The sequence below is a fragment of the Ramlibacter paludis genome (genome assembly GCF_022012305.1).
GTDB lineage: Bacteria > Pseudomonadota > Gammaproteobacteria > Burkholderiales > Burkholderiaceae_C > Ramlibacter > Ramlibacter paludis.
In genome coordinates this window covers 283,504-292,970 of record NZ_JAKLTM010000004.1, presented here as the reverse complement: position 1 = coordinate 292,970, position 9,467 = coordinate 283,504, and the positions used below count along the sequence as shown (strand labels likewise).

Here is a 9,467-nt window from a genome sequence, read left to right as displayed (position 1 = left end):
AAGATGAAGTCCCTCACCATTTGCGCCGCCCTTTCGGTGATGCTCGTGTCGACGCAGTCCATGGCGCATGGCGACGAGCACGCCGCTCCACGCCGCTTCGACGCGAGCAAGGTCGAAGCGACTGCCTTCGGGCAGGAGGGCGATCCGGCGAAGGTGTCGCGCACCGTGAAGGTCGGCATGACCGACAGCATGCGGTTCACCCCGTCGTCCATCACGGTCAGGCGCGGCGAGACGGTGAAGTTCGTGGTCCGCAACGAGGGCCAGGTCCTGCACGAGATGGTGCTCGGCACGGCCGAAGCGCTGAAGGAGCATGCCGCGCTGATGAAGAAGTTTCCCGGCATGGAACATGCGGACCCGAACATGGCCCATGTGAAGCCGGGCAGCAGCGGCGAGATCGTGTGGCAGTTCACCCAGCCCGGGAGCTTCGAGTTCGCGTGCCTGCAGCCGGGTCACTTCGAGGCCGGCATGATCGGAAAGGTGGTCGTGCGATGAAGGCAGTGCACACGCTCGTCATCGCCGCCAGCCTGTTGGCATCCGCCGGCGCCTTCGCACAGCAAGCGGCTCCCTCCGCCGATCACGCGGGGCACCACGCCGAACAGGCGGCGGGCAAGCCGCAGTCCGAAGGCGAAGTCCGCAAGATCGACCTGGCGCTGGGCAAGATCACCTTGCGCCATGGACCGCTGGCCAACCTCGACATGCCGGCGATGACGATGGTATTCACCGCCAGCGATCCGAAGCTGCTGGAAGGGCTCAAGGAAGGCGACAAGGTGCGGTTCACCGCCGACAAGAAGGACGGCGCGTACTTCGTCTCCGCCATCGAACGCGCGGAGTAGGGCGAAGCGTTGTGGGCCGGCTCAGACGATGACGTGCACGCCTTCGCGTTCCACCAGCGTGCCGCTGATGCGCCACTGGTGGTCGGTCTGCCGGTTCAGCAGGTAGGTCACCACCCAGTTGAAGCCGTCGCTGTCGGTCAGCCGCACCTTCTGCAAGGCGATGCTGCCGTCGCTCTCGGGCTTGAGGAACAGCACGCTGGCCGGCCGCACCACCATCGGGTACTGCTCGCGCACGGTGGCGTAGAAAGCCTCGGCGCTGCCGAAGCGGGTGCGCAGCGCGGGGTCGGTCAGGGCAAAGGCCTTGCCCGCGTCTTCCGAGGCCAGCGCCTGCAGCTGGCTCTGCACGACTTCGCGCACGCCGGGGTCCACCTCGTGCTGCTTGGGCGCGGCGCTCGCGAACATGGCCGCGGTGCCGAGGATCAGCGCGAAGAGCAGCGCCCAGGCAGCTGCGGCTCCATGCCAGCGGCCGGGCTGGGGTGCGCGCCGAAAAGGTCCGACGAAGTCCTCGTTCATCGCTCGCCCTTGTTCGCGGTGGGCACGGCATGAACCTGCTGCTGCACGATGGGCTCGTCCAGGGCCGCGGCACGGGCCTTCAGCTGCATGCTGGCGGCGGCAAGTGCAATGCCGACCAGCGTGAAGAAGCGCATCATCAGCGGGCTCATCGGAGTTCTCCCTGGTACTTTGGAAACTGCACAGGGAGCTTAGGGCCGGGGGGTGCAATGACCCTGTAGTCCGCCGTCGCGCGGCTGCGTGGGAAGCCCGTGTGTGCGACGCGCCGCGGTAAAAGCCAACCGGTCCACTGGACAATGTTCTCGCTGATCGCTTGCGGAGGCGGAGAGTCCGATACCTGTCGTCGTAGCGCGGAGTCCGGCTGGCTTTCAATGGATTGGAGCGGGCGGGCCGGCGCGAATTCGAAGGCGCACGGCGGCAGCGGCTGTAGTCCCCGCTCGACCGCGGGCGTCAGGTTCCTATTCGCCCAGCAATACCGCGAGGCCGCCGTCCGGCTCGAAGCGCCGGTTCCGGTAATGCAGGCGCGTCGGCCCGGGCAGCAGCTGCTCGGGCGACGAGTGCCAGGGGTCGCCGGGATAGCAGAGCGTGCGCACGCCGTCGACGTCGAAGGGCTGCGGCCGGATGCAAGGCGGCGTGCGGGCGCGCGCCGCTGCAAAGGTGCTTGCCACGCTGGCATGCCGCGCCAGGTGGGCCAGGCCCATGATCTGCGGCGGGGCGAGTTCGATCCCGCCGTCCCAGTACTGCCGCAGCGCGTCCTTCGGCGGCAGCCACAGGCTCTCGGTCGCCTCGTGCGTGTCGTGCGAGGCGACCTGGCCTTCCGGAACGGTGGCCAGGAAGAAGCGGGTGTCGAAGCGCTTGCGGCTGATGCTGGGCAGCGTGGGCGTGACCCAGCGCGACCAGGGCAGCAGGCTGCTCGCGGCCAGGCGCAGGCCGCGGCCTTCCAGCAGTTCGCCGAAGCGTGGCCCGCGGCGCAGCGCTTCCCAGTCGGCGCGCGCCTGTTCCGGGCTGACGTCGGCAAAGAGGATGCCGGCTTCCTCGAAGGCTTCGCGGATCGCCGCTACGAAAAGCGCGGCGGCCGCTTCCGGCTCGAGCTCGGGTTCGGCCAGCGCTGCTTGCAATTCGGCCGGCGTGCGATCGGTGCGCAGCGCCCAGTCGGCGTCTTCCGGGTCGACCTTGCCGCCGGGGAAGACGTAGGCGCCGCCCAGCACGTCGGACAGGCCGTGCCGCTTCTGCAGGAACACCTCGAGGCCCTGCGCGCCGTCGCGCAGCAGCACCACGCTGGCCGACGCCAGCGCCGGCGACTCGACCCGCTCCTTCATCAATTCCATGGGACAAGACTAGCAGAGGGCGTGGCCGGGCCGCTATGCTCCTCCCATGCCGGATTTCACGGAAGCCATCACCTTCGCCCAGGCGCACGAAGTGCCCTGGCCGCGCGACCCGCAGGCGGACCCCGCGCGCTGGGGCGTGCACCATGAGGACCCGCCGCCCTACAACCGCTTGCGCGGGCCGGTGCACGTGCGCGGCGGCGTGTCGGGCGTGATCCGGCGCCATGGCGAAGAGCTGGCGCGCTGGGGCGAGCCCGATCGCGCCGACCAGACCTTCAGCGTCGCCAAGACCTATCTCGCGCTGCTGGCCGGCGTCGCGCAGGCGCGCGGCCTGCTGGATGCGCAGCAGCGCGTGGGCGAGGCCCTGCCCGGCATCGGCTTCGACGACGCGCACAACCGCGAGATCCGCTGGGCCCACCTGCTGGAGCAGACCAGCGAGTGGCAGGGCAGCTGCTTCGGCATGCCCGACCAGGTCGAACACAACCGGCGCGTGAGCCACGACCCCAAGCCGCCGCAGGGGCGCAAGGGCGAGGCGCGCAAGCTGCAGCCGCCCGGCACCTATTGGGAATACAACGACGTGCGCATCAACCAGTTCGCGCTGGCGCTGCTGCACCTGTTCCGCCGTCCCTTGCCCGAAGTGTTCGTGCAGGAGATCCTCGGCCCGCTCGGCGGCGGCGAGGGCTTCCTGTGGGAAGGCTACGACGACGCCTGGGTGGAGATCGACGGCCGGCGCATGCAGTCGGTGACCGGCGGGACGCACTGGGGCGGCGGCGTGAAGATCAGCGCACGCGACCAGGCCCGCATCGGCCAGCTGATGCTGGATGGCGGCGCCCATGGCGGCCGGCAACTGGTGCCCGCGGACTGGATCGCGCGCATGCGCCGGCCTTCGGCCGTCGCACCGTTCTACGGCTGGCTCACCTGGCTGAACCGCGAGGGCCAGATGTTCGCGGACGCCTCGCGCGCCAGCTTCTTCCTGGTGGGCGCAGGCGGCCACTACACCTGGGTCGATCCCGAGAACGCCTTGGTCGCCGTCGTACGCTGGCTCGATCCTGCGCACTCGCCGGGGTTCGTGTCGCGCGTGATGAAGGCGCTGTAACCTACAGCCGCGCCGCCCGCCGCGGCATCCAATCGGGTGCTACATACAAGGGGAGCACCATGTTGACTCGTTGGATCGCATTGCTGGCCGTCGCGTTCGCCCTGGGCGGATGCGCCAATGTGCCGCGCACCGTTGCCGCGGACTCGCATTGGAACGACGGCATCTGGAACAGCATGCTGGGCTACCACGGCCCGGCGAACGCCGTCGTCGCCGGCGGGCCGTCCAGGTAAGCCTGCGACGATCGCCGCGGCGATCGGTCCTTGCGGGGTGACCCGCATGGTGGGCAGTGCGGCCGTGCGCCAGAATGCCCCGATGAGCAGTGCCGACTATTCCAAGGGCGCGGCCTGGCAGGGCGGCCGCTACGTTCCCATCGCCGAGGCCAGCGTCCCGCTGACCGACTGGGGCTTCCTGCGTTCCGACGCCGCCTACGACGTGGTCACGGTCTGGGACGGCGCCTTCTTCCGGCTGGACCTGCACCTCGAACGCTTCCTGCGCAGCTGCCGCAAGTTCCGGCTCGACCCCGGCCGGACGCCGCAGGAGATCGTCGAGATCCTGTCGCAGTGCGTGAAGCTGGCCGGCCTGCGCAGCGCCTACGTGGAGATGCTGGTCACGCGCGGCCAGCCGCCCTGGGGTTCGCGCGACCCGCGCCAGGCGGTCAACCAGTTCCGCGCTTTCGCCGTGCCCTACGTCTGGATCGCCAACGAGGAGCAGCGGCAGCACGGCCTGCACGTGCAGGTGAGCAAGGTGCAGCGGATCCCGCCGGCAAGCGTCGATCCCACCGCCAAGAACTACCACTGGAACGACATGACCATGGGCCTGCTCGATGCGCTCGATGCGGGCGCCGATACGGTGGTGCTGAGCGATGCGCAGGGCAACGTCGTCGAGGGGCCAGGCTTCAACATCTTCGCGGTGCGCGGCGGCCGCCTCGTCACGCCCGCGGAGGGCGTGCTGGAAGGCATCACCCGGCGCACGGTGGTGGAGATCGCGGGGACGCTGGGCGTTCCGGTGGACGTGCGCGCTTTGCCAGCGGAGGAATTGCGCACCGCCGACGAAGCCTTCCTCAGTTCTTCCGGCGGCGGCGTGCTGCCCGTGACCATCGTCGACGGCCGCCGGATCGGCAACGGCGAGCCCGGCGCCATCACGCGCCGGGTGCTGCAGATGTACTGGGACTGGCACTACGAGCCGCGCTACAGCGTGCCCGTGCGCTACTGAGCCCGCCTCAACTCTGCGGCGGCAGGGTGGCGATCGCGTCCACCATCTCCGGGTCCTTGCGGATCGTGTCGCGCACGCGGTGCTCGCGGCGGTCCAGCTTGCCGATGGCGTGGTCGAGCGCGTGCTCGAGCTTCTCGGTGGCCGCGCGGAAGGCGAGGTTCTGGTCGGCGCCGAAGGCAGTGACGGCGAGCGGCGCGCGGCCCGCCATCCGGGCTTCGAGCATGCAGCGCTTGTCGGCGTCGCCGCCCTTGGTGGCATGGTTCTCGTCGGTCAGCTGCGCTTCGATGCTGGTGACGTCCTGCACGAAGCGTGAGAGGCGCTCGTTCAGGAACTCGTTGGCCCAGGTTTCGAGGGCCTCCTTGTTGTGGATGGCATTGCTGGCGTTGACTTGAACTTTCATGCGGTTTCCTTTCTTGGGGTCCACCTTCTACTCTGCGGTCCACGGCAGCGGCGGCAAGTCGGACAAGGGCTATTGGCCTGTGGGACGCCGCTTGCCGGTCGTTGCGCTTGCTATGCTCGCGCGCATCAAGGAGTTCTGTCCATGGCCGCGCTGGAAACCATCGAAGCCGAGTCGGGTCCCCATCCCTCGGCCACCATCATCATCCTCCATGGGCTGGGCGCCGATGGCAATGATTTCGTCCCCATTGCGCAGGAGCTGGACCTGGAGGCCCTGGGGCCGGTGCGCTTCATCTTCCCGCATGCACCCGTGATGCCGGTGACGATCAACGGCGGCTACCGCATGCGGGCCTGGTACGACATCCTCGGCAGCGAGATGCAGGGCCGCGAGCACGAAGCGGGATTGCGCGCTTCCCGGGAATCCGTGGAGGCGCTGCTGGTGCGCGAGGAGGAGCGCGGCATCGCATCCGAGCGCATCGTGTTGGCGGGCTTTTCGCAAGGCTGTGCGATGTCGCTGCTGGCGGGCCTGCGCCATGGCAAACGCCTCGCGGGCATCGCCGGCCTGTCGGGCTACCTGCCGCTGGCTTCCACCACCGCTGCCGAACGGAGCCCGGCCAACCAGGACACGCCGATCTTCCTGGCGCACGGAGACATGGACGACATCGTGCTGCCGCAGCGCGGCGCGGCGTCGCGCGATGCCCTGCAAGCGCTGGGCTACCAGGTCGAGTGGCACAGCTATCCGATGGGCCATTCGGTCTGCATGGAAGAGGTTGCCGACCTCAATGCCTGGCTGGTCCGGGTTCTGGCGAAACCGGCCACCTCCTGAACGGCCCGGCGGCTGACACCGCCAGGACCTTGCCGCCGCTAGTGTCGAAAGCAGTTCAAACAACACAGGAGCTTTCGATGACCAGGAATCCTTTGCTGGGGCAGGTACTGGGCGGCGTCTTCGGCCGGGCGCTCGCCCGGCGCGGTGGCGGCGCCATGGGTGGCATGGGTGGCGGCCTCGGCGGCGCAGTCCTGGGCAGCGTGCTGGGCGGCGCCATGGCGCGCCGGGGCGGCAGCGTCGCCGCCGGCCGTTCGCTCGGCGGCAACCGCTCGGCGCTGCTGATGATGCTGCTGCCCCTGGCGATGCGCTGGGTGCAGAACACCGGCGGCCTGGGCGCGGTGCTCAAGCGCGTGCAGCAGAAGGGCTACGGCCAGCAGGCCCGTTCCTGGCTGGAGCCGGGCGACAACCAGCCGCTGGACGAACAGGCGGTGCAGCAGATCGTCGGCGATGCCGACATCCAGCAGATGGCCGACCGCCTGGGCGTGCCGCGCGAGCAGGTCGCGCAGGCGTTTGCCGAAATCATGCCGGAGATGGTGGACCAGCTGACGCCGCAGGGCGACGTGTCACCGCACGTCGACGAGGTGCTGGACGAGGGCCGGGCGACGCTGGAAAAGGAAATCGAGGACGTGCAGTTCCGGGAGTCGGCGACGCCGCACTGACCTGGACCTCGCTAGACCTCGCCGCCGAAGGTCTTGATCAGGTTGTCGATGTACTTCTCGACGGCCTTCTCGAATTCGGCGGTGACCACCGGCTCGACCACCATCTTCATCAGGCCTGGCAGGGGCACGTCGACGGTGCCGTCGATCTTCAGCACGCATTTGGTCGACTTGCCCTTGTTGTCGGTGATCTTCCAGCTGCCGCCGACGAGGGCGTTGCCGACGCCCTTGACCGGCGTCCACTTCACCGTGCCCTTGGCCGGGTCGCTCACGTACTTGCTGGCGTAGACGGTCTGGATGTTCACCTGCGCGGTGCCCACCTTCTGCATCTCCCACTTGTAGGCGCCGTCGCCCAGGTCGGTAAGCTTCTCCAGCTTGGGGAAGTGCGAGGCCGACTTGGGCACGTCCGACAGCACCGCGAAGACGGTGTCGAACTTCGCCTTGACCTCGAACTCGTAGCCCAGGTCGATCTTCACGCTGACCGTCATTGCCGCCTCCTCGCTGGTTGGGGTGGCCGGATTCTGCGTCAGGCCCGAGCGGCGCGCCAGGCTTCGGCGCGCGCCACGGCGCCCCGGGCCGCCTGCACGAGCGTGCCGACGGCGGTCTCGGCGCCGGCCGTCGAGAGTTCCAGGCCCTTGGCGTAGGCGCCGGCGACGGCCTGGCGGGTGCGGGCGGCGTTGCGCAGCGTTTCCTTCGACAGCTCCTTGCGCGATGCGGCCAGGGCGCTGTCCCAGCGCTCGCGCGCCAGGGCGCCCAGCTGCTCGCCGCCATCGCGCCAGGCGCCGATGGCGCGCTGGGCGCCGTTGTCGAACAGGTGGATCCATTGCTCGGCCACGGGGGCGAAACGTTCGGTGTTCATGGTTCTTGCTCCGGGTTGTTGACGCCCATTCTCCGGATCCGGCCTAGGGCAGGCGACCTAATGGAGGCGCTTCTCGTAGAGCCGCTTCCCTAGCAAATCCGGCTTGAACCCGCCCCAGCAGGTTTTGCGCAAAGGTGTTAACTTCGCCACACTTCAGAAGACAGACGCTACTGGCGCATCCCCGGAACATGAGCAACCTGCAACAGGCCTTGAGCACGCTTGCGCCCGCGCGCCTGCAAGGCATCCGCCGCGGCATCGAGAAGGAAAGCCTGCGCGCCACCCTCACCGGCGCCCTGGCCCTCACGCCGCATCCGGCCGGCCTGGGCTCGGCCCTGACCCATCCCCACATCACCACCGACTACAGCGAGTCGCAGCTCGAGCTGATCACCGGCGTGCATGCCAGCGTGGAGCAGTGCCTGGAAGAGCTGACCCAGGTGCACCAGTACACCTACCGCGCGCTGGGCGACGAGCTGATGTGGGTGGGCAGCATGCCCTGTACGCTGCCGGCCGACGAGAACATCCCGATCGGCCGGTACGGCTCCTCCAACGTGGGCCGCGCCAAGAGCGTCTACCGCATGGGCCTGGCGCACCGCTACGGCCGCCGCATGCAGACCATCTCGGGCATCCACTACAACTGGTCGCTGCCCGGCGTCACGGACGCGCAGTACTTCGGCCTGATCCGCAACTTCCGCCGCCACGCCTTCCTGCTGCTGTACCTGTTCGGCGCCTCGCCGGCCGCCTGTTCCAGCTTCGTGGCGGGCCGCAAGCACGAACTGCAGACGCTGTCGCCCGGCACGGTCTACATGCCGCACGGCACCTCCTTGCGCATGGGCCGCCTCGGGTACCAGAGCGACGCGCAGGCGAGCCTGGCCGTCAGCTACAACAGCCTCGATGGCTACGCGGCTTCGCTGCACGAGGCGCTGACGCGGCCTTACCCGGCTTACGAGGCGATCGGCATCGTCAACCCGGGCGGCGAATACAACCAGCTCGCCACCAGCCTGCTGCAGATCGAGAACGAGTTCTACGGCACGATCCGGCCCAAGCGCGTGATTCGTCCCGGCGAACGGCCGCTGCATGCGCTGCGCGAGCGCGGCGTCGAATACGTCGAGGTGCGCCTGATGGACCTCGACCCCTTCGTGCCCGTCGGCATCAAGGCGCAGACCATCCGCTTCCTCGACGTCTTCCTGCTGCACTGCCTGTTCTCGGACAGCCCCGACGACACGCCGGCCGAAATCGCCGCCCTGGGCCGCAACCAGCATCGCACCGCGGCCTTCGGCCGCCAGCCGGGGCTGGCGCTGGAGCGCGGCGGCCGCGAGGTGACGCTGGCCGACTGGGGCGCCGAGATCGTGGCCGAGTGCGCGCCGCTCGCCGCGCTGCTCGACCAAGTGCACAGCACCACCGACTACGGCGACGCCGTGCGGGCCGCCGAGGCCCTGCTGCAGACCCCCGACATGCTGCCCTCCGCCCGCGTGCTGGCGGCCATGGCGCGCGACCACGAGAACAGCTTCGCGGCGTTCACGCTGGCGCAATCCGAACAGGCGAAGGCCAAGCTTTTGAAGCTGCCTTATGCCGACGCGCTGCACACGAAGCTGGATGCGGTGGCCCGCCAATCGCTCGCGGACCAGGAAGCGGTGGAAGCCGGCGACAGCATGCCCTTCGAGCAGTACCGGCAGCAGTACATCTCGCCGGAGCGCCTGGGCCTCACCAAGGCCGCAGTCGCGCCGGCGCTCGCCGCCGTCTGAGGCCGCAACGCG

At 69.1% G+C, this 9,467-nt stretch carries 14 protein-coding genes; 8 read left to right on the top strand and 6 right to left on the bottom strand.

Going from position 1 to position 9,467, the window contains the following annotated elements:
- The first annotated feature begins 3 nt into the window (after positions 1-3).
- The gene (locus LZ009_RS15070; RefSeq protein ID WP_346730748.1) at positions 4-492 is read left to right on the top strand and encodes a cupredoxin domain-containing protein; all 489 of its coding nucleotides are present in this window, start codon (positions 4-6) and stop codon (positions 490-492) included.
- Positions 489-833: a copper-binding protein gene (locus tag LZ009_RS15065; protein WP_275698768.1), complete on the top strand. Its 345-nt coding sequence runs from the start codon at positions 489-491 to the stop codon at positions 831-833. The genes LZ009_RS15070 and LZ009_RS15065 overlap by 4 nt, the downstream gene beginning before the upstream one ends.
- Positions 834-854: 21 nt before the next feature.
- Here the strand turns inward: LZ009_RS15065 and LZ009_RS15060 are convergent, their stop codons facing one another.
- The 3 genes from LZ009_RS15060 to LZ009_RS15050 all read right to left on the bottom strand — a co-directional run bounded on the left by LZ009_RS15060 (position 855) and on the right by LZ009_RS15050 (position 2,671).
- Complete coding sequence (locus tag LZ009_RS15060) at positions 855-1,346, bottom strand: DUF4864 domain-containing protein (RefSeq protein ID WP_275698767.1); 492 nt, start codon at positions 1,344-1,346, stop codon at positions 855-857.
- Positions 1,343-1,495 (bottom strand): hypothetical protein, encoded by a 153-nt coding sequence (locus tag LZ009_RS15055; protein WP_275698766.1) that lies wholly within the window; start codon positions 1,493-1,495, stop codon positions 1,343-1,345. Before LZ009_RS15055 ends, LZ009_RS15060 begins: the two co-directional genes overlap by 4 nt.
- A gap of 306 nt (positions 1,496-1,801) precedes the next feature.
- Positions 1,802-2,671 (bottom strand): NUDIX hydrolase, encoded by an 870-nt coding sequence (locus LZ009_RS15050; protein WP_275698765.1) that lies wholly within the window; start codon positions 2,669-2,671, stop codon positions 1,802-1,804.
- A gap of 46 nt (positions 2,672-2,717) precedes the next feature.
- On the opposite strand from LZ009_RS15050, the gene LZ009_RS15045 reads away from it, so the two are divergent.
- The 3 genes from LZ009_RS15045 to LZ009_RS15035 all read left to right on the top strand — a co-directional run bounded on the left by LZ009_RS15045 (position 2,718) and on the right by LZ009_RS15035 (position 4,976).
- On the top strand, positions 2,718-3,764 hold the full coding sequence (locus LZ009_RS15045; protein WP_275698764.1) for a serine hydrolase domain-containing protein: 1,047 nt from the start codon (positions 2,718-2,720) through the stop codon (positions 3,762-3,764).
- A gap of 59 nt (positions 3,765-3,823) precedes the next feature.
- Complete coding sequence (locus LZ009_RS15040) at positions 3,824-3,994, top strand: hypothetical protein (protein WP_275698763.1); 171 nt, start codon at positions 3,824-3,826, stop codon at positions 3,992-3,994.
- Positions 3,995-4,076: 82 nt separating this feature from the next.
- A complete protein-coding gene (locus tag LZ009_RS15035; RefSeq protein ID WP_275698762.1) occupies positions 4,077-4,976 on the top strand; it encodes an aminotransferase class IV in 900 nt (299 codons plus the stop codon).
- A gap of 7 nt (positions 4,977-4,983) precedes the next feature.
- On the opposite strand, the gene LZ009_RS15030 is transcribed toward LZ009_RS15035, so the two are convergent.
- Positions 4,984-5,376, bottom strand: a complete 393-nt coding sequence (locus LZ009_RS15030) for an HPF/RaiA family ribosome-associated protein (RefSeq protein ID WP_275698761.1) — start codon at positions 5,374-5,376, stop codon at positions 4,984-4,986.
- Positions 5,377-5,517: 141 nt separating this feature from the next.
- Between LZ009_RS15030 and LZ009_RS15025 the strand changes: the two genes are divergently transcribed.
- Together LZ009_RS15025 and LZ009_RS15020 are read left to right on the top strand one after the other, a co-directional pair.
- Positions 5,518-6,198, top strand: a complete 681-nt coding sequence (locus tag LZ009_RS15025) for an alpha/beta hydrolase (RefSeq protein ID WP_275698760.1) — start codon at positions 5,518-5,520, stop codon at positions 6,196-6,198.
- Between the two features lie 77 nt (positions 6,199-6,275).
- Complete coding sequence (locus LZ009_RS15020) at positions 6,276-6,857, top strand: YidB family protein (protein WP_275698759.1); 582 nt, start codon at positions 6,276-6,278, stop codon at positions 6,855-6,857.
- 11 nt (positions 6,858-6,868) lie between these two features.
- On the opposite strand, the gene LZ009_RS15015 is transcribed toward LZ009_RS15020, so the two are convergent.
- Positions 6,869-7,342: an SRPBCC family protein gene (locus tag LZ009_RS15015; protein ID WP_275698758.1), complete on the bottom strand. Its 474-nt coding sequence runs from the start codon at positions 7,340-7,342 to the stop codon at positions 6,869-6,871.
- A 38-nt stretch (positions 7,343-7,380) separates the two neighbouring features.
- Positions 7,381-7,713, bottom strand: coding sequence for a hypothetical protein (locus LZ009_RS15010; RefSeq protein ID WP_275698757.1), 333 nt, complete (start codon positions 7,711-7,713; stop codon positions 7,381-7,383).
- Positions 7,714-7,901: 188 nt separating this feature from the next.
- On the opposite strand from LZ009_RS15010, the gene gshA reads away from it, so the two are divergent.
- Positions 7,902-9,455: a glutamate--cysteine ligase gene (gene gshA, locus LZ009_RS15005; protein WP_275698756.1), complete on the top strand. Its 1,554-nt coding sequence runs from the start codon at positions 7,902-7,904 to the stop codon at positions 9,453-9,455.
- Positions 9,456-9,467: the final 12 nt, after the last annotated feature.

Excerpts from the sequence above, each read along its gene's own strand:
- LZ009_RS15070 (WP_346730748.1), top strand. The coding sequence starts at position 4 with ATGAAGTCCCTCACCATTTGCGCCGCCCTTTCGGTGATGCTCGTGTCG.
- LZ009_RS15065 (WP_275698768.1), top strand. The coding sequence starts at position 489 with ATGAAGGCAGTGCACACGCTCGTCATCGCCGCCAGCCTGTTGGCATCC.
- LZ009_RS15060 (WP_275698767.1), bottom strand. The coding sequence starts at position 1,346 with ATGAACGAGGACTTCGTCGGACCTTTTCGGCGCGCACCCCAGCCCGGC.
- LZ009_RS15055 (WP_275698766.1), bottom strand. The coding sequence starts at position 1,495 with ATGAGCCCGCTGATGATGCGCTTCTTCACGCTGGTCGGCATTGCACTT.
- LZ009_RS15050 (WP_275698765.1), bottom strand. The coding sequence starts at position 2,671 with ATGGAATTGATGAAGGAGCGGGTCGAGTCGCCGGCGCTGGCGTCGGCC.
- LZ009_RS15045 (WP_275698764.1), top strand. The coding sequence starts at position 2,718 with ATGCCGGATTTCACGGAAGCCATCACCTTCGCCCAGGCGCACGAAGTG.
- LZ009_RS15040 (WP_275698763.1), top strand. The coding sequence starts at position 3,824 with ATGTTGACTCGTTGGATCGCATTGCTGGCCGTCGCGTTCGCCCTGGGC.
- LZ009_RS15035 (WP_275698762.1), top strand. The coding sequence starts at position 4,077 with ATGAGCAGTGCCGACTATTCCAAGGGCGCGGCCTGGCAGGGCGGCCGC.
- LZ009_RS15030 (WP_275698761.1), bottom strand. The coding sequence starts at position 5,376 with ATGAAAGTTCAAGTCAACGCCAGCAATGCCATCCACAACAAGGAGGCC.
- LZ009_RS15025 (WP_275698760.1), top strand. The coding sequence starts at position 5,518 with ATGGCCGCGCTGGAAACCATCGAAGCCGAGTCGGGTCCCCATCCCTCG.
- LZ009_RS15020 (WP_275698759.1), top strand. The coding sequence starts at position 6,276 with ATGACCAGGAATCCTTTGCTGGGGCAGGTACTGGGCGGCGTCTTCGGC.
- LZ009_RS15015 (WP_275698758.1), bottom strand. The coding sequence starts at position 7,342 with ATGACGGTCAGCGTGAAGATCGACCTGGGCTACGAGTTCGAGGTCAAG.
- LZ009_RS15010 (WP_275698757.1), bottom strand. The coding sequence starts at position 7,713 with ATGAACACCGAACGTTTCGCCCCCGTGGCCGAGCAATGGATCCACCTG.
- gshA (WP_275698756.1), top strand. The coding sequence starts at position 7,902 with ATGAGCAACCTGCAACAGGCCTTGAGCACGCTTGCGCCCGCGCGCCTG.